General features: G+C 50.6%; 20 protein-coding genes. 19 read left to right on the top strand and 1 reads right to left on the bottom strand.

The window, feature by feature from the left end; genetic code table 11:
- Positions 1–73: 73 nt before the first annotated feature.
- Positions 74–1,027: a ribose-phosphate diphosphokinase gene (locus AC0MA3_RS24710; RefSeq protein ID WP_019914487.1), complete on the top strand. Its 954-nt coding sequence runs from the start codon at positions 74–76 to the stop codon at positions 1,025–1,027.
- A 79-nt stretch (positions 1,028–1,106) separates the two neighbouring features.
- Here the strand turns inward: AC0MA3_RS24710 and AC0MA3_RS24705 are convergent, their stop codons facing one another.
- The gene (locus tag AC0MA3_RS24705; RefSeq protein ID WP_440837992.1) at positions 1,107–1,307 is read right to left on the bottom strand and encodes a hypothetical protein; all 201 of its coding nucleotides are present in this window, start codon (positions 1,305–1,307) and stop codon (positions 1,107–1,109) included.
- A 92-nt stretch (positions 1,308–1,399) separates the two neighbouring features.
- Between AC0MA3_RS24705 and pth the strand changes: the two genes are divergently transcribed.
- From pth to hpt, 18 genes are all read left to right on the top strand, one after another.
- Positions 1,400–1,960: an aminoacyl-tRNA hydrolase gene (gene pth / locus AC0MA3_RS24700; protein ID WP_474658147.1), complete on the top strand. Its 561-nt coding sequence runs from the start codon at positions 1,400–1,402 to the stop codon at positions 1,958–1,960.
- A gap of 89 nt (positions 1,961–2,049) precedes the next feature.
- Positions 2,050–2,280: an anti-sigma-F factor Fin gene (locus AC0MA3_RS24695; RefSeq protein ID WP_379164013.1), complete on the top strand. Its 231-nt coding sequence runs from the start codon at positions 2,050–2,052 to the stop codon at positions 2,278–2,280.
- 133 nt (positions 2,281–2,413) lie between these two features.
- Positions 2,414–5,938, top strand: a complete 3,525-nt coding sequence (mfd, locus tag AC0MA3_RS24690) for a transcription-repair coupling factor (protein WP_474658146.1) — start codon at positions 2,414–2,416, stop codon at positions 5,936–5,938.
- A complete protein-coding gene (locus tag AC0MA3_RS24685) occupies positions 5,925–6,989 on the top strand; it encodes a peptidylprolyl isomerase (protein WP_379164007.1) in 1,065 nt (354 codons plus the stop codon). The genes mfd and AC0MA3_RS24685 overlap by 14 nt, the downstream gene beginning before the upstream one ends.
- A gap of 205 nt (positions 6,990–7,194) precedes the next feature.
- Positions 7,195–7,737 (top strand): stage V sporulation protein T, encoded by a 543-nt coding sequence (gene spoVT / locus AC0MA3_RS24680; RefSeq protein ID WP_379164004.1) that lies wholly within the window; start codon positions 7,195–7,197, stop codon positions 7,735–7,737.
- A 145-nt stretch (positions 7,738–7,882) separates the two neighbouring features.
- The gene (locus tag AC0MA3_RS24675) at positions 7,883–9,556 is read left to right on the top strand and encodes a putative polysaccharide biosynthesis protein (protein ID WP_474658145.1); all 1,674 of its coding nucleotides are present in this window, start codon (positions 7,883–7,885) and stop codon (positions 9,554–9,556) included.
- A gap of 118 nt (positions 9,557–9,674) precedes the next feature.
- On the top strand, positions 9,675–11,174 hold the full coding sequence (gene yabN, locus AC0MA3_RS24670; protein ID WP_474658144.1) for a bifunctional methyltransferase/pyrophosphohydrolase YabN: 1,500 nt from the start codon (positions 9,675–9,677) through the stop codon (positions 11,172–11,174).
- Between the two features lie 341 nt (positions 11,175–11,515).
- Positions 11,516–11,788 (top strand): HU family DNA-binding protein, encoded by a 273-nt coding sequence (locus AC0MA3_RS24665; RefSeq protein WP_379163995.1) that lies wholly within the window; start codon positions 11,516–11,518, stop codon positions 11,786–11,788.
- Positions 11,788–12,066 (top strand): RNA-binding S4 domain-containing protein, encoded by a 279-nt coding sequence (locus AC0MA3_RS24660; protein WP_038584395.1) that lies wholly within the window; start codon positions 11,788–11,790, stop codon positions 12,064–12,066. Before AC0MA3_RS24665 ends, AC0MA3_RS24660 begins: the two co-directional genes overlap by 1 nt.
- Positions 12,067–12,252: 186 nt before the next feature.
- Positions 12,253–12,537 (top strand): sporulation protein YabP, encoded by a 285-nt coding sequence (gene yabP / locus AC0MA3_RS24655; protein ID WP_379163992.1) that lies wholly within the window; start codon positions 12,253–12,255, stop codon positions 12,535–12,537.
- The gene (yabQ, locus tag AC0MA3_RS24650) at positions 12,534–13,097 is read left to right on the top strand and encodes a spore cortex biosynthesis protein YabQ (RefSeq protein ID WP_474658143.1); all 564 of its coding nucleotides are present in this window, start codon (positions 12,534–12,536) and stop codon (positions 13,095–13,097) included. Before yabP ends, yabQ begins: the two co-directional genes overlap by 4 nt.
- 22 nt (positions 13,098–13,119) lie before the next feature.
- On the top strand, positions 13,120–13,455 hold the full coding sequence (locus AC0MA3_RS24645; protein ID WP_474658142.1) for an FtsB family cell division protein: 336 nt from the start codon (positions 13,120–13,122) through the stop codon (positions 13,453–13,455).
- 124 nt (positions 13,456–13,579) lie between these two features.
- Positions 13,580–14,083, top strand: coding sequence for a S1 domain-containing RNA-binding protein (locus AC0MA3_RS24640; protein ID WP_042132690.1), 504 nt, complete (start codon positions 13,580–13,582; stop codon positions 14,081–14,083).
- A gap of 421 nt (positions 14,084–14,504) precedes the next feature.
- Entirely contained in the window at positions 14,505–17,012 is a 2,508-nt protein-coding gene (gene spoIIE, locus AC0MA3_RS24635) for a stage II sporulation protein E (protein WP_474658141.1), read from the top strand.
- Between the two features lie 128 nt (positions 17,013–17,140).
- On the top strand, positions 17,141–17,887 hold the full coding sequence (locus AC0MA3_RS24630) for a vWA domain-containing protein (protein WP_379163980.1): 747 nt from the start codon (positions 17,141–17,143) through the stop codon (positions 17,885–17,887).
- Positions 17,877–18,815, top strand: a complete 939-nt coding sequence (locus AC0MA3_RS24625) for a serine/threonine protein kinase (protein ID WP_379163977.1) — start codon at positions 17,877–17,879, stop codon at positions 18,813–18,815. Before AC0MA3_RS24630 ends, AC0MA3_RS24625 begins: the two co-directional genes overlap by 11 nt.
- Before the next feature lie 70 nt (positions 18,816–18,885).
- Positions 18,886–20,328, top strand: coding sequence for a tRNA lysidine(34) synthetase TilS (gene tilS / locus AC0MA3_RS24620; RefSeq protein ID WP_474658140.1), 1,443 nt, complete (start codon positions 18,886–18,888; stop codon positions 20,326–20,328).
- Between the two features lie 45 nt (positions 20,329–20,373).
- Positions 20,374–20,913 (top strand): hypoxanthine phosphoribosyltransferase, encoded by a 540-nt coding sequence (hpt, locus tag AC0MA3_RS24615; protein WP_379163972.1) that lies wholly within the window; start codon positions 20,374–20,376, stop codon positions 20,911–20,913.
- Positions 20,914–20,998 lie beyond the last annotated feature (85 nt).

Here is a 20,998-nt window from a genome sequence, read left to right as displayed (position 1 = left end):
GCGCCGGACGGACCCGCAAATCCGCGCCGGCGCCACTTGGAAGTTAAATTCCGTCACGGAGGGTTTATATTTTATGACTTATTGCGATTCCAAACTAAAGATTTTTACCTGTAATTCCAATCCTAAGCTGGCCAGTCAAATTGCCGATTATATCGGCATTCCGATGGGGGAATCCCACACGACAAGCTTCAGCGATGGAGAGATTCAGGTTAAGCTGTCAGAGAGCGTTCGCGGCTGTCATGTATATATTGTACAGTCCACATGTGGTCCGGTTAATGATAATCTCATGGAGCTTCTGGTTATGGTAGACGCACTCAAGCGCGCCTCCGCGAAGAGCATCAATGTGGTTATTCCATACTATGGCTACGCGCGTCAAGATCGTAAAGCCCGTTCCCGTGATCCGATAACGGCCAAGCTGGTGGCGAACCTGATTGAAAAAGCAGGGGCACACCGTGTCATTACCATGGACCTTCACGCAATGCAGATTCAAGGCTTTTTCGATATTCCTGTGGATCATCTCCTCGGTGTTCCAATTCTTGCCCAATATTTCCGTTCCAAGCAGATTCAGAATCCTGTTGTAGTGTCTCCTGACCATGGCGGTGTAGTACGGGCAAGAAAGCTTGCTGATTTCCTGAACGCGCCACTGGCGATCATCGACAAGCGCCGTCCAGAGCCAAATGTCAGTGAAGTTATGAACATCATCGGTAATATCGAGGGCAAGACGGCAATTCTGATTGATGATATTATCGACACGGCCGGAACCATTGTACTGGGGGCCAATGCTCTGATGGAGGGCGGCGTGAAGGAAGTATATGCCTGCTGCACCCACCCAGTATTGTCAGGCCCTGCGCACGAACGCTTGGAAAACTCTCCAATTAAAGAAATTATCGTGACGGATACGATTCCAATTCGGAGCAGCAATCCGACCTCAAAGCTAAAAGTGCTGTCCGTTGCTCCACTGATGGGCGAGGCTATCATCCGCGTTCATGAAGAACTGTCGATCAGTAAATTGTTTGAAATAGAGTAGAATGCACAGGGTACAGAAAAAGGGTTACACCTTTCGCGAGGAAGATGTAACCCTTGTCGGCGTAATGCGAATGCCGCTTCTAGTATCCCGGACGTGAGATGAAGGTAAACAGGGTGCGGTTATAAAGGGTACCCTGCAGCTCCACAAAACCTTCATCCACAGCGGTTACCATTCCGATGTCAACGTGCACGTTGCCTCTATATACCTCGACAGGCACAGCATGTTGGATGTGATACTGGAAATGGCGCTGAAGCGTTAAGATATCGCCTTGATGTAGCATGTTTCATCACCTGTCTTTGGAATATACGCTTATTGTACCAAAAATGGAGCGCCTCTGCCGAGGAGCGTCAAGAACGAAAGGATAGCCTCATCATGAAATGGATTGTTGGACTTGGAAATCCCGGACCGCAGTACGCCAAGACGAGACATAATGTCGGCTTTATGGCTTTGGACGAGTTGGCGGGTAGACACGGCATAGTTTTTAACCAGAACAAATGTAAATCCGTTATCGGGGAAGGTGTGATTGACGGAGTCAAAACCGTTCTGATCAAACCGATGACCTTTATGAATCTTTCCGGTGAAGCGGTCCGTGCCTATATGGATTATTACAAAGTACAGCTTGAAGATATGATTGTTGTATACGATGATCTGGATACGGAAATCGGTAAAGTAAGGTTACGCTATCAGGGAAGCGCAGGCGGTCATAACGGGATTAAATCCATCATTCAGCATACCGGTACCCAAAGCTTTAACCGTGTGCGGATGGGGATATCCCGGCCTGAGCCCGGATTTGCCATTGTTGACTATGTGTTATCTACCTTCCCAAAGAAAGACGGAGGCAAGCTGGACACGATGATTCAGGACACTTGTGCTGCGCTGGAGTTCAGTGTGAAGCATACCTTTGAGCAAACCATGGCCAAATTTAATGGCTGATTAGCAAGAGTAGGTAATTCCCTCTAAGGCTAAAGGTAAGACAGGTAGGGCATACTGAAGGTAATATACAACCTTCAGGAGGCATATAGATGGCAATAAACTATGTATGCAGGCACTGCCGGACATTTCTGGGAAGCATCCAGAGAGGTGACACAACAGAAATGCAGCTAGGCCTACATTCTTTAACCCCTGCGGAACGCAGAGATATCATAGCGTATGATGCAGAAGGCGAGATAACGGTAAAGGTGACTTGCGACTACTGCAAGGAAGCCTTGGACAATAACCCCGAGCTCAGTCTGCTGGCCAGTCCGCTTCAGTAAGTGGCAGCGGCTGTCTCTATCGTCATCCGCAAGCCTTGGCCTTATGCTAAGGCTTGTTTTCGATTCTAATTATAATAGGTGGCACCTGCCCGTCAGGGCAGTGCCGACCTGTTTAGTAAGAGAGGTGCGCCTGTTGTTACAAGGTCTTATAGAAGCTTTTTCCAAAGATACCGATTTTCAGTCCGTTGCCCGAGGTGTAGCTGCAGGCATGAAGGAGCAGCTCATATCGGGTTTGTCCGGTTCGGCCAGACAAATCATGCTGGCGGCATTACATGAAGAAACTTCGCGTCCGCTGCTTGTAGTTACTCATAATATGTTTTCAGCCCAGAAGATGGCTGAGGATTTGCAGGAAGCGCTTTCTCCGGATCGCGTCCTGCTCTACCCTGCCAACGAATTGGTTGCCGCTGAGGCTGCAGTCTCAAGTCCTGAGACGCTGGCCCAGCGGATTGATGTGTTAACAAGATGCGCCCAGGGCTTCCGTGGAGTTGTTGTTGTTCCCTATTCGGGTGTCCGCCGCTTGCTTCCCTCGCCACATGTGATGGCAGCCGCGGAGGTGACGATCTCCCAGGATGGGACGCTTGTGCTTGATGAGTTCCTGATGTCGATGATAGAGATGGGCTATGAACGGGTGGAGCGGGTAGAAAACCGCGGCGAGCTTAGTGTCCGGGGCGGCATTATTGATTTCTATCCGATGACTTCTCCCTTGGCCTACCGGGTGGAGCTGTTTGATGATGAGGTTGACTCTATCCGAACCTTCGATCCGCAGGATCAGCGTTCGATTGACAAGGTGCGCAGCGTGAAAATCACACCTGCCAAAGAAATTATCGCGGATAAGCTGCGCCAGGATGCGGCTTCTATGGAAGCTGCGGCTATGCTGGAACGGCAGCTCGAAAAGATGGCCGACCGCCAGGCGAAGCTGCGTCTGCGCGAGGAAATGGGCCGGGAGCTGGAAATGCTCCGCGAAGGTACTTATTTTCCGGAAATCTATAAATATATCAGTCTCTTATATCCTGAACGTACCCATCTGTACGATTACATGGCGAAGGATACACTTCTGGTGCTGGATGAACCCGCCAGATTGCTGGAAACGGCGAAGCAGCTTGAACGGGATGAATCGGAATGGAACCTGCATCTGCTGCAGAACGGAAAGACGTTGCCTGATCTGCAGCTTTCTGTAGAGAGCGATGTTGTTATGTATCAGCGGCCGTTCCAAAGCCTGTTCATGTCGATTTTTCTGCGCCAGGTTCCTCATATCCAGCCGCAGAATATTCTGGGCTTCATCAGCCGCGGCATGCAGGACTTCCATGGCCAGATGAATGTGCTGAAATCGGAAATGGAGCGGTGGCATAAATCCGGCGTGAAAGTGATTATGCTGGCAAATGGTGAAGAACGGATGGAACGTGTCCGTAGAGTCCTGTATGACTATGGCATTGAGGAACCTACAATCCTTCAGGGAAATTTGGGTTCTGGTTTTGAACTGCCTTCCATTCATCTTGCGGTCATTACCGAAGGTGAAATGTTCTCCCAGAAGCAGCGCAAGGCGCGCAAGGTATCCAAGGGGATCGATAATGCTGAGCGGATCAAGAGCTACACCGAGCTCAAGATTGGTGACTATGTTGTTCATCAAAATCACGGGATCGGGAAATATATGGGGATCGGAACGCTTGAAGTCAGCGGAATTCACCGGGACTATATGCATATCATGTATGCCGGTGGAGATAAGCTCTCCGTACCGATTGAACAAATTGATCTGATTCAGAAGTATGTGGGCTCGGAAGATAAGGAGCCCAAGGTTTACAAGCTTGGCGGCAATGAATGGACGAGGGTTACAAGCAAGGTGCGGTCTTCCGTCCAGGATATCGCCGATGATCTGATTAAGCTCTACGCTGAACGCCAGAGTGCATTGGGCTATGGCTTCGAGAAGGATACCCAGGAGCAGCGTGAATTCGAAGAGATGTTCCCTTATGAAGAGACACGCGATCAGCTGCGGGCCATAGAAGAGATCAAGAAGGATATGGAGCAGAACCGCCCCATGGACCGTTTGCTGTGCGGTGACGTAGGTTACGGGAAGACGGAGGTAGCGATACGTGCTGCTTTTAAGTCTGCGATTGAAGGCAAGCAGGTTGCGGTGCTGGTACCAACGACGATTCTTGCCCAGCAGCATTATGAGACCTTCCGCGAGCGTTTTGCCAACTATCCGCTTAATATCCAGGTGCTCAGCCGATTCCGCAGCCGCAAGGAGCAGAATGAGACGATCAAGGGCGTACGGCAGGGAACGGTAGATGTGGTTATTGGCACGCATCGTCTGTTGTCGCAGGATATGGTCTTTAAGGACTTGGGTCTCCTGATTGTGGATGAGGAGCAGCGTTTCGGGGTTACACATAAGGAAAAGCTCAAGAAACTGAAGACCAATGTCGATGTACTTACTCTTACCGCAACACCTATTCCCCGTACTCTTCATATGTCAATGCTTGGTGTGCGGGACTTGTCTGTAATTGAGACACCGCCGGAGAACCGCTTCCCTGTCCAGACGTACGTGGTGGAGCATAGCCAGACGCTTACCCGTGAGGCCGTAGAGCGTGAGCTGGCCCGGGGGGGACAGGTTTATTATCTCTATAACCGCGTTCAGGGTATTCAGGAAATGGCTGCGCAAATCTCCATGCTCGTTCCGGAAGCCCGGGTCGGTATCGGTCATGGTCAAATGTCGGAGTCTGAGCTGGAGAAGACCATTCTTGACTTTTTGGATGGGGAATACGATGTACTGGTCAGCACAAGCATCATCGAGACAGGAGTGGATATTCCGAACGTCAATACTCTGATTGTGCATGATGCTGACAAAATGGGGCTGTCCCAGCTGTACCAGCTTCGTGGACGGGTGGGGCGGTCCAACCGCATAGCCTATGCCTATTTCACGTACCAGCGTGACAAGGTGCTTACTGAGGTAGCAGAGAAGCGACTGCAATCGATTAAGGAGTTCACAGAGCTGGGATCCGGCTTCAAAATCGCCATGCGCGACCTTTCCATTCGCGGAGCGGGCAATTTGCTTGGCGCCGAACAGCATGGTTTCATTGCGTCTGTCGGTTTTGACCTCTACTCGCAGATGCTTGCAGAAGAGATTCGTAAACGCAAAGTCAGCGTGTTGGGTGAAGAGGATACCTCACTTAAGCAAGGAAATACGGTCATTGACTTGTCGATTGATGCTTATCTGCCATCCGAGTATATCTATGACAGTATTCAAAAAATAGAAATATATAAAAAAGTTGCTGCAGTGGCTTCCCTGGAGGATGCTGCAGAACTTGAAGACGAGCTGCTCGACCGCTTCGGTGAGCTGCCTGAGGCTGTCGTCAATTTGTTATCTGTAGCCCGGTTGAAGGTATATGGCAAGCTTTATGGGTTGGAATCGATGGTCCGTCGCGGAGATGAGGTCTCTCTCAACTTCCATGAAGGCAGCACTGGGGCTTTTGATACGGCAAAGCTCGCTAAAGTTGGAAATAACTTTGAAAGACGTGTACAATTTGATAGGGACGCCAAAGCAACTATCCGCGTGAAATCGAAGGATCTGGGGGATAAGGAGCTGCTTGATTTGCTGGAACAGTTCCTGGCGGCGGCTAAACAGTCTTTAAAATCGAAGGGAGAACTACATGATGTCATCAAATAAAACAAAATCCTGGAAAGTGCTGCTGGTTTCACTAGCGGCGGCAATTTCCTTCTCCATGCTGGCAGCCTGCAGCAGTAATAATAACAGTAATGCCGATAAGGATAACAGCACTGCGGTAGCTACCTACAAAGGGGGTACCATTACCCAAAAAGAATTTGATATGGACACACGTGTCATGAAGCTCCTGTCGCCACAGCAAGCGCAGTACCTGGAGATTGACGCCTTCAAAGAGTCTATCCTGAAGCAGGAAGTGGCGTTTGAATATCTGTCTGGCAAGGCTACAGATGCTGCCAAGAAAGAAGCGGAGAAGGAAGCAGATCAACAAGTGACCTCCATCAAGACAGGTCTGGGAGACACCTATGAGAGTACGCTGAAGGAAGCCAATCTGACGGAAGCGGATATCCGCTCTTATATGTTGCGTGTGCTGACCGTGTATCAGGACATGCTTCTGAAGGTTACGGATGACCAGGTAAAGGCTGAGTTTGAAAAAACTAAAGGCGACTTCACCGTAGCAACACTTCGCCATGTGCTGATCGGTCTAAAGGATGCTGCAGGAAAGGAACGTACTGATGCAGACGCGCTGAAGCTGGCCAAGGAAGTGAAAGCCAAGCTTGACGGCGGTGCGGATTTTGCTGCTACAGCCAAACAGTACTCTGACGATACCGGTTCTAAAGAAAACGGCGGTGAAATTAAAGATACTGCTCTGGGTACTTATGTGGAAGAATTTAAGAAGGCGGCTCAAACCCTGCCGCTGAACACAATTAGCGAACCGGTCAAGACAACCTATGGCTATCATGTGATGGAAGTGGAATCCCGTACAGAAACCACCTTTGACAAGTTGACCAATGAACAGAAAGAGACCATCAAGGGTTCACTGGCATCTCAAGGGTTGGAATCCTTCCTTGAGAAGGATCTGGAGTCACTGGATGTCAAGATTAATCTGCCGAAGAGCTCTGCAGCTGCGGATAAATCGGGAACAACCAATGGCGGAACTGAGCCAACAGCCGCACCAAGCGCTGAAGCTCCGGCTGCAACCGAAGCAGCCAAATAATACGCTACAGCTATCATTAGGACGGCCTCCTCACTTTGTGTGAGGAGGCCGTTCCGGTTTATATAATACATACGGGAGGATGTATAAGGAACTGGGAAGAGATGAATACTATGGTCAGATATTTCGATAAATCACTAGGATTATCCATTCCCATAATGGACAGTAGTTGAACCATACTTCTTAAGAAAGCGGGGCAACATGTGAAATGAAAGCTACTGGAATTGTTCGCCGTATTGATGACCTCGGACGAGTTGTTATCCCCAAAGAAATTAGACGTACTCTACGTATCCGTGAAGGTGATCCACTGGAAATCTTCGTCGACCGTGACGGTGAAGTCATACTGAAAAAGTATTCTCCGATTGGCGAGTTGGGTGATTTTGCCAAGGAATATGCAGAATCGCTTTTTGAAGGAACAGGCCATATTACCATGATCACTGACCGGGACACTTTTATCGCTTTGGCTGGAGGTTCCAAAAAAGACTATCTTGAGAAGCAGGTTGGGGTGTTGCTTGAGAAAGTAATGGAGAGCCGGAAGACCGTGCTTGAAACGAATGCAGGCAGCTATGACATCGGTAAAGACCATCCGGAGTCCGTCTCTTCCTATGTGGTTGCACCCATAATTTCCGGCGGAGACCCGATTGGCTGTGTTGTGTTGCTGAATAAGGACGACTCCGTCAAAATGGCGCAGATGGAAGTGAAAATGGCCGAGACCGCTGCTGCCTTCCTGGGCAAACAAATGGAACAGTAAGGGTTTCGGTACGAAAGGCCCCGCTTCCCCTTTGGTGAATTAAGCCAAGCGGGCGGCGGGGTTTTTGTCGTGCGGTTCCCGATGGGTTATAATATTAGAAATTCATCCCATCATAGCAGTTATAGCTGTAGAAGCAGGTACATGTATGAAACATTCGCAGGGCTCCAGATTATTGCAAGGAGCATTTATTCTTAGTGCGGCAGCCATCCTCTCGAAGCTGATTGGCACTCTGCAGAAAATTCCACTGCAAAATTTGGGCGGAGATGCCGTATTCGGCATCTATAATACGGTTAATCCACTGTACACCATGCTGGTAACGGTGGCGATGCTGGGCCTGCCGTCCGCCGTCTCCAAATTCGTGGCTGAGACCTCTGCGGGGAGGGAGGAGCAGGAGGGGCGCCGGATCCTGAAGCTGTCTGCCCTCCTTACCGGAGTTAGCGGGATAGTGATTGGAATACTAGTCTATATAGGTGCGCCTCTTCTCTCGTCTTGGGTTGGAAATTCGCATATTATCCCTGCACTTCGATCCAGTGCTTGGGGACTGGCCGTTGTTCCGCTAATGGCTGCCCTACGGGGATATTTCCAGGGTCTGCATAATATGGTGCCAACTGCTGTCTCCCAGGTAGCGGAGCAGTCGGTGCGCGTCGTCGTAATGATCGCACTGCTGGTGTATCTGACTTCGATCCATGCAGATGCGTCAGGCATTGCCGCAGGGGCGCTGCTGGGTTCAGCCGGAGGAGGTGCGGCAGGTCTGCTAATCATGCTGCTGTATCTGCGGAGGCACCGTCGCCGTCAAGCAGAGCAGGAGCTCGCTGCCGCATCGGAAATAGCGGCTGAGGCCTCATGGGCACAAGAGCAGAGAGCGGCTGCTCCCGCCAATCTGAAGTCGGGTGCGCGAGTCCGGCAGCTGCTGGGTTATGGGCTCCCGGTCATGCTGGGAGCACTCGCTGTGCCGCTCATCGGGCTGGTGGATGTATTCACAGTCCCCCGCCTATTGTCCTCAGGCGGGAACCAGGTGTCAGCGATGGCGCAGTTCGGGATCTACAACCGCGGCCTGCCGCTGGTGCAGATCGTCACGATGCTCGCCACATCGCTGTCTGTAGTCTTCATCCCGGCATTGGCTGAGGCCAAGTACCGGGGAGATCTAGGGCTAATCCAGACCCGCTGCAGCCTGTCGCTGCGCTGGTTCTGGCTGCTTGGCCTGGCCGCCTCTATAGGCCTGGCGGTGCTTGCGGAGCCGATCAACGTGGCGCTCTACGACGACGCTTCCGGCAGCAGCACGATGGCCTGGCTGGCCTTCACCGCCGCCGGCGGTACGATCAGCATCATCTCGGCCGCGCTGCTGCAGGGCCTCGGCGCCGTGCGCGCGCCGGCGCTGCACCTCCTGGCCGCCGCGCTGCTCAAGGCGGCCCTGAACCTGCTGCTCGTGCCGCAGCAGGGCATTACCGGCGCGGCTATCGCAAGCGTCGCCGCGTATTTGTTCGCAGCAGCGCTGAACGTGCTGCTGCTGCACCGCCAGGGCCATCTGCGGCTGCGCCTGGCAGATGCCCTGCTGCGGCCCGCGCTGCTGCTGGCGGGCCTGGCCCTGGCCGCTGCCGCCGTGAGCGGCGCTACCGGCGCTGCGGCAGAAGCCGCGGGCCTTGGCGGCAGCCGCACCGCGGCCCTGGCGCAGAGCCTGCTCGGTGTGCTCGCAGGCTGCGTCGTCTTTGCCATCGGCGCGATCACCCTGCGCCTGCTGAGTGAAAGTGAATTGCGCCAGCTGCCGGGCTTCGGCCCGGGACTGGCGGACAAGCTGAAGAAGCTGCGCCTGCTCCCCTAAGAAGCATACCAGCCCTGAGCTTTGATGAGATCATCACTCGGGTTTTCCTTTAATACCAGCAGTACATAGAGCGGTCATCTGCAAAAAGGCAGCGACCGCCTGGAAGGAGTAAAATCGTATGAGTGCAATACTTACAGTGGTTGGGCTTGGCTCAGGGAATCCGGACCGGCTGACGCTGGGCATTATCAAGAAGCTGAAGGCGGCATCTGTGGTGTACGTGCGGACTGCTGAGCATCCGGTTATGGCAGCTCTGGCAGAGCTCGGGATTGCTTCACAGTCGTTTGATGGCCTGTATGAATCCTTGTCTTCTTTTCCTGAGGTATATGAAGCCATTACGGCAAAGTTGATAGAGGAAGCGGGACTGGCTCCGTCTGGTACAGAAATTGTCTATGCCGTTCCTGGGCATCCCATGGTTGCTGAGTCGGCAGTTTCTTTGCTCCGGCAGCGTTGTCCGGAGGCGGGAATTAAGCTGGACATTCTCGGCGGAGAAAGCTTCCTGGACGAGGCCTTTGTGCGTTTGGGTTTTGACCCGATTGAGGGCTTTCAACTTTTGGACGCCTCAGGCATCCGCAGCTCACAGCTTCAGCCTGAGCTGCATACGTTGATCGGCCAGGTGTACGACAGCTTTACGGCTTCGGAGACCAAGCTGTGCCTGATGGAGCTGTACCCGCCGGAGTATGAGGTTATTGTAGGCCATGCGCTTGGAGTGGAAGGTGAAGAGCGGATAGACCGCGTGCCGCTTTATGAGCTTGACCGCCTTACAGGCTATGGCAATCTGTCGCTAGTCTACATTCCGGCGAATCGTGAGGAGACGGCTAGACGGCGCAGCTTCGCCCGCCTGCATGAGATTGTTGATATTTTGCGCAGTCCGGAGGGCTGTCCTTGGGACCGGGAACAGACGCATGATTCGCTGCGGAAGAATCTGATTGAGGAAACCTACGAAGTGCTCGAAACCATTGACGAAGATGACCCGGACCATATGAAGGAAGAGCTGGGAGATCTGCTGCTGCAGATTATGCTGCATGCCCAGATGGAAGAGGAGCTCGGTACCTTTAACGTATATGACGTTATTGAAGGCCTCAATGATAAGCTGATCTTCCGGCATCCGCATGTATTCGGGGATACCGAAGCAGGCAATGCCGAGGAGGCGCTGAAGAACTGGGAGGGCATGAAGGCTGAGGAGAAACGGCGTAAGGGCCTGAAGCCCGAAGCGGATTCTGCACTCAGTGGGGTTCCCCGTGATCTTCCGGCGCTGATGAAAGCCTATAAGCTGCAGAAGAAAGCCTCCAAGGTGGGTTTCGACTGGGACAACGTGCAGGACGTTCTGGCCAAAATCCGCGAGGAGGCAGACGAACTGCAGGAGGCCATTGAGAATGGTGCTTCAGCGGAGGAGCAAATGCTTGAGCTGGGCGATCTGCTGTTTGCGGCAGCCAATGCCGCCCGTTTTATCGATGCGGATCCCGAAGAGGCGCTGACCCGCACTAACCGCAAATTTGTCTCCCGGTTTCATTATATTGAACAACAGTTGCTTAGCCAGGGAACAACCGTGCAGGAGAGCAGTCTGGAACAGATGGAGGCACTCTGGCAGGCTGCCAAAAAGGAAGAACGAAAGCTGTAATATCAGCTGCAATTCACCAGGGAACCTTATATAAGATCCGCTAGAATAGAGGAAATAGTATATAGAGTTGCCTTAAGGCCGGTATAGCCCTCTGATAAAGCGGCAATGCTGTGAATGCGCCCCAATCTCTGATTTGAAATACAAAGAGTAGTTTATAATGTTATAGTGCTATACGTTCTGGATTTCCAAGGGAAGCTGATTTCTAAAAAAATTGGCGGTTCATGGCAGGAATTCGGGTTAGCATCAAGAATATCATAAAGACGAAATGGTGGTTTGCGGCTTTGCCTGTCGCATAATCGCGTTTCATTTATTTTTTTGTATCCTAGGAGGAACTTCAAATTATGAACAAGACAGATTTGGTTAACAACATTTCCGAAAAAAGCGGACTTTCAAAAAAAGATGTTGAAGCTGTATTGAATGGAGTACTGGGCGAAATTACTGAAGCACTTGCACAAGGCGACAAAGTGCAACTGATCGGATTCGGTACCTTTGAAACCCGCAAACGTTCCGGACGTTCCGGACGTAACCCGCAAACGGGCACACCTATTGAAATTCCAGAATCCACTGTACCGGCCTTCAAGGCTGGCAACAAGCTTAAAGAAGCCGTCAACTAATGCGTCTCGATAAATTCCTGAAAGTCTCCCGTTTGATCAAGCGCCGCACAGTGGCTAAGGATGTGTCCGAACAAGGCCGGGTGCTGATCAATGGGAAGGAATCCAAGCCGAGCAGTACAGTGAAGATCGGGGACGAGATCACTGTGCAATTCGGTCAAAAACTTGTGACGGTCAAAGTGGAAAAGCTGGTTGAAACGACCCGCAAGGACGAGGCTGCAGGTATGTATACTCTGCTTCGTGAAGAGCCTGTTGCCAAAAGCAGCGGCCTTGACTGGTAAGCAGCTTCAGAAGAGTCCCGAGAAAGCGCAGCTCTGCATTATTGTAGAGTATGCGCTTTTTTTTATATATTTTAGAGGTTTCATGCCGCAAATAAACCTAATATTTCTCGTTTCCACTTTTGCAGTTTCTGTTCTATAACCTCCCCTCTCCCCATAGATTAGAATCAAGAAGGAGGGGTACATGCTATGATCGAACCAGCAAAAGTGAATAAGCAGCATGATCTCCACATGCATAGCCGCAAACAGCTTGAACTTACCGGTGTGCAAAATGTGGAAAGCTTCGACAGCGAGGAGTTTCTGCTGCGTACGGAACTTGGCCATCTCACCATACGCGGGAATCATTTACATATCAAAAATTTAAGTCTGGAGAATGGCATATTGTCTCTGGAGGGCAATGTGCAATCCCTGATTTATCTGGATCCCGGAGCGCAGGGCAAAAATAAAGGATTGCTCGGTAAGCTGTTTAAATGAATCCTGCCGTTCAGTGGATGACCCTGTTCTATATGATGCTGGCTGGCACAGCTATGGGACTGGCCTATGACAGCTACCGGGTGCTGTCGCTGAAATTAAGCTTTCCCAAGTGGCTCAATGCGCTTCTCGATCTCCTATATTGGCTATGGGCGGCGCTGCTGGTCTTTCGCATGCTTTATGCCGGAAATCAGGGACAATTGCGGTTTTATGTCTTTCTGGGCCTGTTCATAGGCGTATGGATCTATTTTTTGATCTTCAGTGTTACGATGCGCCGTTTTGTGGTAATGTTAATTCAGTCGGTTCAGTATACGTCCAGACTGCTATGGAGAGTTATAGAAGTGTTAATAGGTGTACCGCTGCGGTTGTTGTGGCGCCTCTTGAGAGGCATTTTGCAGCTGCTGGGCACAATCCTGTTATTTATTCTAAAGCTGCTGCTGCGTCTAACGAAACCCATTTGGGTATTTCCTGTAAGGTGGATCTCTCCACATGTTTCCCGGATCCGCAACAGCGCCTGGGTCATGAGATGCACAGCATGGATACACACCAAAAGGAAACACTGACCCTGAACTGGAGGAACGCTGCATGAACAGAATCTCTGCGGAAGAGAAGGGAAATAGCCATAACGCTTTGGCCGCAGGCGCGAAGAGAAGAAAATTCATATGGATGCTCGTCGTTGCTGTGTTTTTCGGCTGGGCCGGTTTTATTTTCTTTGCCCAGAGTGCGGCTATTGCAGATAAGAGTGAACTGCTCGCCAAGAAGCAAGAGAGCAATGCAACGGTGACAGCTTCCCTTAATCAACTGAAATATGAAGTATCCCGCTTGAATAATGACGAGTATGTCGGACAATTGGCGCGGAAATGGTACAATATGTATCCAAAAGGAGAAACACCTATTCGTACCGAGCAATCAGGGGAATAAAGCATGCCAAAAGGGGCTTTCGCTGTGTTGCCTTGATTTGTTCTTTACTGTATAATCAAATCACCGCAGACAGGATGGACTTTATATTCGTCTGTATATTTTTAAGGGAGGATCATTTTATTCTATGGCAATTGAAGTGGGCACCAAGTTAGAGGGCAAGGTGACAGGCATCACGCATTTCGGAGCATTTGTGGATCTGTCAGGAGGTGTCACAGGTCTCGTTCACATCTCGGAAATCGCCGATAATTACGTCAAAGATGTTAATGATCATTTGAAGATTGCTGATGTGGTGACCGTCAAAGTGATTAACGTTGACAAGGACGGTAAGATCGGACTTTCCATCAAGCAGGCCGTAGATAAACCTGCATCGGAAGTACGTCCCCCCAGAGCTCCAAGACCTGAACGTCCAAGCGGTGGAGACCGTTTCGGCGGCGGTGGCGGCAGTGGTGGAGGCGGCGGTGGTGGATTCAATCGTGAACGGGGAGGGCGTCCATTCAAGCCTGCAGCCGGTAAACCTTCATTCGAGGATAAAATGTCACGCTTCCTGAAAGACAGCGAAGAACGGATATCTTCGATCAAGAAGAACACAGAAGGAAAGCGCGGAGGCCGTGGGGCTAAGCGCGTATAGTTTTATACATGCACACCATTAATAACCGCCTGGGGCGTAATGCCCTTTGCGGTTTTTTTGTATGCCGGTAATGAATAGGTTTTCGATTCAGTAAGGAAATAGAATAGGAGCGAGGTTACCCTGTGGGGCTATTTTGTCGGCAGAAAACTAATTGCCGACAGTATCCTTGCCATTCTCACATAACTCCAAAGCAATCGCTGACGAATGATTGCATCCCCATGCACGTCAAAGTTGGAAGAGGTTTCCATAATTTCCTTCAAACTATTGTCCCGCAAGGGATACGCAAGCTTTTCCACAGAATGTCGGCACAGGCTTTTTTGTCGGAAATTTCTTACGGGCTGCTCTCTGTTTCTGACAAACTTTCTAAAGACCCCCGCTATATAATGAGACTCATAAATTCTTATACGGGTGGTGCAGAGGAATGGGTAAAAGCAACGTGGTGAATTTGCCGGAGTGGACGAGAGCTGGAAGCAATGACAAGGGTCAGAGGGATAGCTGGGGAGAACGGGCAAAAACGTGGAGTCTGAAGCAGCCTGTAATCCAGCTTTTCATAGTGAAAAAGTGGATGCTGCTTCTGAGTCTTATGGGCTTTTTGCTCGGCCGTGCGATGATTCTGGACGAGCTATCTCCCTTTGCTGTAGCTTATTTTGCCGTAATTGTATTTATGCGCAAAGATTCCATCCTGCCTGTAGCCGGTGCAATTATCCTTGGAAGCCTCTTCACTCCCTTCCCAGGTGCTGTGAGGGTAGCTGCTGAACTGATCATCTTTTTTCTGATCTATAAAGGCTTGGATAACTTTCAGAAGATAGAGATATCCTATGCGCCGCTGATGGTTTTCGTCTCTTCGTTCATGGTGGGCTTGTTTCAAATCGTTATTGGACCCTCGATTACCTGGTATTCGCTGTTGATGGTCACACTGGATGCCCTGCTGGGATTTGTGCTTACTCTGGTATTCTTGCAGGCGCTTCCGATCTTTACGTATAAGCAAAAAAGCAGGGTGCTTCGTAACGAAGAAGTCCTTTGCCTTATTATACTGCTGGCCTCAGTGATGACTGGCCTTGTCGGCTGGAGTGTGGGCGGGTTATCGCTTGAGCATATTCTATCCCGTTACCTAATTCTGCTGTTTGCCTTGGCTGGGGGCGCTCCGCTCGGTGCTGCGGTCGGTGTAGTTACCGGATTGATCCTTAGTCTAGCTGATATCGGTGCCATCTATCAGATGAGCCTCCTCGCCTTTTCGGGGATGCTGGCAGGGATGATGCAATCCGGGCGCAAAGGCGCGGTCTCCATCGGAATGCTGCTGGGCTCAACCATTCTGTCCGTCTACTTCCTGGGTCCGGGTGATGTCATGGCCTCTACTTGGGAGACTAGCGTAGCGGTAGTGTTGTTTCTTCTCACACCAAAAGGGATGATTTCTGCCATTGCCAAGTACGTACCAGGTACACCAGACCATAGCCGTTCCCAGCATGAGTATGCGAGAAGAGTAAGAGATATTACAGCCGACCGGGTAACCCAGTTCTCGCAGGTATTCCGCCAATTATCAAGCAGTTTTGGACAGATTCCCCGTGCAGGAGAGGCAGGTAAATCGGATCGTGAAATGGAAGATTTCATGAATACCGTGACCGAGGGGGCCTGCTCGGGCTGCATCCGCCGTACTCATTGCTGGGATGCCAAATTTTATCAGACCTATCGCTATATGACCGATATGATGACAACCGTAGAGGAATGCCCTGACATTACAGCTGCCCAGCTTCCGCCGGAATGGGCCCGGATCTGCGGCAAAACTGCTGAGGTACTGGATGTGATGAAAGGTCAATATGATCTATACCAGCATGATATGCGCTGGAAAAGACAAATATACGATAGTCGCCAATTTGTTGCTGAGCAGCTGTCAGGCGTCTCCCAGGTGATGGAGGATCTGGCCAAAGAGATCAAACGTGAAGGGCAGGCGATGTACCGTCAGGAAAGCCAGATCCGTGAGGCACTGGAAAAGCTGGGTTTGTCCATCCACAGTATTGAGATTCTGAGTCTGGACCCGGGGCGGGTAGAGATCGAAGTAGTACATGCCTATACTCGCGGTTTTGATGAATGCCGGAAGATGATTGCTCCGCTGCTCTCTGACATTCTCGAGGAGAATATTGCAGTCATGAATGAAACAGCGGTTCATCCCCGTGAGGGGTTGTCGATGGTGACCTTTGGATCGGCCAAAGCCTATGAGGTCAATACAGGTGTAGCCGGAGCCGCCAAAGGCGGTGATATGCTGTCGGGAGACAGCTTCAGTACTGTGGAGCTTGGTAATGGAACCTTTGCTGTCTCGATCAGTGATGGTATGGGAAATGGAGAACGGGCCCGCATGGAGAGCAGTGCCGCACTCGGGATGCTGGAAAAGCTGCTGCAGTCCGGGATGGATGAGAAACTGGCGGTGAAATCCGTTAATTCCATTCTACTCTTGCGTTCGCCCGATGAATTCTATGCTACTGTGGATATGGCACTGATTGATCAGTATTCAGCACAGACTACATTTATGAAAATCGCATCGGCTCCCAGCTTTATCCGGCGGGGAAGTGAGGTTATTCCGGTTACTGCCAGCAATTTGCCGATAGGTATCATTAAGGATATTGACGTTGATCTAGTCAGTATGCAGCTGCGTCCGGGGGATATTCTAATTATGATGACCGATGGTATTTATGATGCACCCGGATATGCCGTTAATAAAGAAATATGGATGAAACGCCTAATTCAGGAGCTTGAGGGAGATGATCCCCAGGAGCTAGCCGATGATTTGCTCGAAAAGGTTATCCGTTACCAGGGTAATGAAATCCATGATGATATGACGATCGTCGTCAGTCGTCTGGATCACTTCCATCCGGAATGGTCCAGCCTGCATATGCCCGGTATCGGCCGGATGGAGCGTCCGCGCACCGTAAGCTAATCTATCATTTAACTGGCTGTTCTCCTTATTCACAGTTGGTTTTTATCTAGAATCCCACTAGTCGGTGTTTGAAATCTCTCTACCTTGGATATGCTAGAAACATATACAAGGAAGGGGAGTGATCGGTCATGAAGCAGATCCTGCTCATTACTGATGGTTGTTCAAACGTTGGGGAGAGTCCGGTGATGGCTGCGGCCCATGCCCGTCAGGAAGGCATCACCGTTAATGTGGTCGGTGTAGTCGATTATGGCACTATCGGAGAGCTAGGCAGCCGGGAGATTGCCGATATTGCCAAAGCCGGTGGCGGAATCAGCCGGATTGTAGGAACGCCGCAGCTTGCACAGACCATTCAGATGATGACCCGCAAGACGGTGGTTCAGACGATTCAACAGGCGGTTAATAAAGAGGTAAAAAAAATACTTGGTGAAGGCTCGCTGGAAGAGTTGCCGCCGCTGCAACGCTCACAGGTGGTTACTGTGGTGGATGAACTGACCGAAACCTCACCACTGCGTATCGCGCTTTTGATAGATGCAAGTGCGAGTATGAAGCCGAAGTTGGGTGCGGTAGAAGATGCGATCCGTGATCTGGCGCTAAGTCTGGAGGCCCGGGAGGGCAAGAGCGAAATAGCTGTTTTCCATTTTCCCGGACGCTCCAGCAATGAGGATGCCGTTCTGGATATGGACTGGACACCTAACGTGTCAGAGGTCCGCTCCCTGTTCTCTAAGCTAAAGATGCGTGGGGCTACGCCTACCGGACCGGCCATTTTCAAGGTGCTTGAGCATTACCATTATGATACACTGGATGGACACCGTGAACGCCTAACCGATGGCGGTTACGATGAAAAAGAAGGGATGATTGGTGGGTATGTCGTCTAATCCGCCCTATCCTGCCGGCACGGTAATCAGCGGTAAATGGCGGGGGAACCGTTATGTCGTTGAGCGGATGCTGGGAAGGGGAGCGAACGGAACCGTATATCTTGTGCAGCGTGAAGGAAGACGGGAGTACTATGCCCTCAAGATTGGTAACGATACCCTTGAGCTGCAATCGGAGATCAATGTTCTGACCAGCCTGCAATCCAACAGGAAGCGGAAAGAGCATCGTGCACACCGTGAATCTCCCTTGTCTTCCTACCTGCTCGAATCGGATGATTTTAAGGACGGCGATAGCGTGCCGTTTTATGTGATGCGTTATATGGAAGGCCGTCCGCTACATCATTTCTTAGCCAAGAACGGCGCTTCCTGGCTTGGGCTGGTTGGCCTTAAGCTGTTGGAGAAGTTGCAGAATCTGCATGAGTGCGGCTTTGTGTTTGGGGATTTGAAGCCGGAGAATGTAATGGTGTCCAATTACGGAGATGCTGAGCTGATTGATTATGGCGGCGCCATCCCGCTGGGCCGAAGTGTGAAGCAATTTACTGAATGGCATGACCGGGGGTACTGGAATGCGGGCAGCCGTATGGGTGATGAGAATTATGATCTATTCGCCTTTGCTGTGCTGTGTCTTCGTTTACTGGATGAAGAAGGGTTGAAGACAGCTGCTTCTCAGCTGCCACAGACCAGAAGTGCTGACGAGCTGATGAGGCTGGCCAGAACTTTACCTGATAAGAAGCTCGCTTCTTGGCTGTGTCTGGCACTTAAAGGCGGGTTCCCGGGAACGGAGGCCGCAACTGAGGCCTGGAAGACCCATATTTACAATTCAAGAAAACCGGGGAAAGAATCAATGGCGACACCCGGCTGGTTAAAAAGTGCCTTTGCTCTATCCCTATTTTTGCTGGTATTTACGATTTACTATGTTGTACGATTTTGAAATTATACATATTATCGGGAGAGCCTGACATCTCAGGCCCGGCCCGTGACCGGGTTAGAAAGGGAACCGTATGGAGCAAATGAAAGAACTGGTGGAATCCGTATTGGAGTCTGCAGCCGAGCATCAGCTGTGGTCACCTAATGACACTATTGTAGTCGCAGTTTCCGGAGGGCCGGACTCTGTGGCTCTTTTGCATATTATGCACGAAATTTCACTGAACCGGATGCCACTAACTTTAATCTGTGCTCATGTGAATCATGGCTTTAGGGCAGAATCGGCCGATGAAGCGGATACTGTCCGTACCATGGCCCGGGAGCTCGGAATTCCCTTTGAGCTGGCAGAGTTTGATATACCGTCTCTCGTCAAGGCGAGCGGTCTTGGACCGGAGGGCGCAGCACGGAAGATGCGGTATCAGTTTCTCATCGATACGGCGCACCGCTATGGTGCCCGTTCGGTTGCGCTTGCCCATCATGCAGATGATCAGGCAGAGACTGTACTGATGCGTCTGCTTCGGGGAAGCGGTTCTTCGGGCCTCGCAGGTATGCGCTGGAAACGTACTGAAAAAAAGGTGGAACTGATCCGGCCCTTCCTGCGTATTAACAAAACAGCACTTGTCGGCTTGTGCCGGCAGGAGGGACTTTCCTATGCTGAGGATGCCAGTAATTTACTGACGGAGTATAGACGCAATGCCGTAAGGCTGGAGCTGATTCCAAAGCTTGAAGAGTACAATCCTAAAGTGAAGCAATCACTTCTTCAATTGTCCGAAATTGTTCAGGCAGAGGATGAATTCATGGAAACGGCTACTCAAAAATGCTTTGACGAGCTGGTTGTGGTCGATTCTGGCAAATGTACACTGAAGAGAGCTTCATTTGTGGCCCTGGCCTCCGCTTTACAACGGCGTTTGATTAAACTAATATTAAATTATCTGTCGGCGGAAACATCAAGCTTGGATTTTCCCAAGATTGAAGCAATACGCCGGGGAACGCTGCAGGAGCATCCCACTGTATGGACTTTGAATTTGGGATACGGACTGACCTGTATGCGGCAATACGATACTATAGTGTTCTTGTCCAAGCCTCCGAAGCAGCAATTAAGCTATACATATCGGCTTTCTTTGCCTGATCCCCGTATTGAAATTAAGGAGATAGGAAAAGTATTGACGATGTCGGTGCTGGAGAGAGAAAATTTTTCTGTACTGGGGGAGGACTTTGGGGAAAAGTTGGCGTGGTTTGACAGCAGAGAGCTGGTCCTGCCACTCACCATCCGTTCCCGTTTGCCTGGAGATACCATAAGGGTTATGGGATTAAACGGAAGCAAAAAGGTAAAAGATATTTACATTGATGATAAAATACCTTCTTCCGAACGCTCTGCGATTCCCCTGGTTTGTGATGGTTTGGGCAATATCGTCTGGATTCCGGGCGTTAGACGCTCGATGCATGCCGCAGTAGGGCGGCACACGGCCTCGGTTCTTTTATTGTCTCTGGAGGATCTGGAGAAGGGCGAAGAGGCGTAATGGTCAAAGTAAGTCTTTCATAGTATAACTTAGGAGGTTCGCAAGTTGCAGAACGATATTCAGGAAATCTTGATCAGCGAAGAGGAAATTCAACAAAGAATCAGGGAACTCGGCGCCCAGCTGAGTACGGAATATGCAGGACGCACGCCACTCGTCATTTGTGTGCTAAAAGGCGCGTTCATCTTTATGGCAGATTTGGTTAAAGTTATTACAGTGCCGGTTGAAATGGATTTCATGGCTGTATCCAGCTATGGCGCATCCACCAAATCCTCAGGCGTTGTCAAAATCATCAAGGATTTGGACGCTTCCGTTGAGGGACGTGATGTCCTGATTGTGGAGGACATTATTGATAGCGGGCTTACGCTCAGCTATTTGATTGAAATGCTCCAAGGCCGTAATGCTGCGTCAGTGACAGTGGTCACTTTGTTCGATAAACCCGCAGGACGCACAGTTAACCTGGAAGCCGCGTATACGGGATTTGTGATTCCGGACGAATTCGTAGTAGGTTATGGACTCGATTATGCCGAGCAGTATCGGAACCTCCCTTACGTCGGTGTACTGAAGCCTGAAGTTTATTCCAAATGAGCTAATCGCAGCCTTAGATCTACGGATCGTTCCATGAACTCTGACAATTTGAGGAGTCTGGGCAGGCTATGGTACAATAACTTGA

This window comes from Paenibacillus sp. LS-5 (assembly GCF_056121505.1).
The sequence above is the reverse complement of the archived record's forward strand: the minus strand, read 5'-3'. Positions and strand labels throughout refer to the sequence as shown.

Coding starts and splice junctions, on each gene's coding strand:
- AC0MA3_RS24710 (WP_019914487.1), top strand. CDS start 74: ATGACTTATTGCGATTCCAAACTAAAGATTTTTACCTGTAATTCCAAT.
- AC0MA3_RS24705 (WP_440837992.1), bottom strand. CDS start 1,307: ATGCTACATCAAGGCGATATCTTAACGCTTCAGCGCCATTTCCAGTAT.
- pth (WP_474658147.1), top strand. CDS start 1,400: ATGAAATGGATTGTTGGACTTGGAAATCCCGGACCGCAGTACGCCAAG.
- AC0MA3_RS24695 (WP_379164013.1), top strand. CDS start 2,050: ATGGCAATAAACTATGTATGCAGGCACTGCCGGACATTTCTGGGAAGC.
- AC0MA3_RS24685 (WP_379164007.1), top strand. CDS start 5,925: ATGTCATCAAATAAAACAAAATCCTGGAAAGTGCTGCTGGTTTCACTA.
- spoVT (WP_379164004.1), top strand. CDS start 7,195: ATGAAAGCTACTGGAATTGTTCGCCGTATTGATGACCTCGGACGAGTT.
- AC0MA3_RS24675 (WP_474658145.1), top strand. CDS start 7,883: ATGAAACATTCGCAGGGCTCCAGATTATTGCAAGGAGCATTTATTCTT.
- yabN (WP_474658144.1), top strand. CDS start 9,675: ATGAGTGCAATACTTACAGTGGTTGGGCTTGGCTCAGGGAATCCGGAC.
- AC0MA3_RS24665 (WP_379163995.1), top strand. CDS start 11,516: ATGAACAAGACAGATTTGGTTAACAACATTTCCGAAAAAAGCGGACTT.
- AC0MA3_RS24660 (WP_038584395.1), top strand. CDS start 11,788: ATGCGTCTCGATAAATTCCTGAAAGTCTCCCGTTTGATCAAGCGCCGC.
- yabP (WP_379163992.1), top strand. CDS start 12,253: ATGATCGAACCAGCAAAAGTGAATAAGCAGCATGATCTCCACATGCAT.
- yabQ (WP_474658143.1), top strand. CDS start 12,534: ATGAATCCTGCCGTTCAGTGGATGACCCTGTTCTATATGATGCTGGCT.
- AC0MA3_RS24645 (WP_474658142.1), top strand. CDS start 13,120: ATGAACAGAATCTCTGCGGAAGAGAAGGGAAATAGCCATAACGCTTTG.
- AC0MA3_RS24640 (WP_042132690.1), top strand. CDS start 13,580: ATGGCAATTGAAGTGGGCACCAAGTTAGAGGGCAAGGTGACAGGCATC.
- spoIIE (WP_474658141.1), top strand. CDS start 14,505: ATGGGTAAAAGCAACGTGGTGAATTTGCCGGAGTGGACGAGAGCTGGA.
- AC0MA3_RS24630 (WP_379163980.1), top strand. CDS start 17,141: ATGAAGCAGATCCTGCTCATTACTGATGGTTGTTCAAACGTTGGGGAG.
- AC0MA3_RS24625 (WP_379163977.1), top strand. CDS start 17,877: ATGTCGTCTAATCCGCCCTATCCTGCCGGCACGGTAATCAGCGGTAAA.
- tilS (WP_474658140.1), top strand. CDS start 18,886: ATGGAGCAAATGAAAGAACTGGTGGAATCCGTATTGGAGTCTGCAGCC.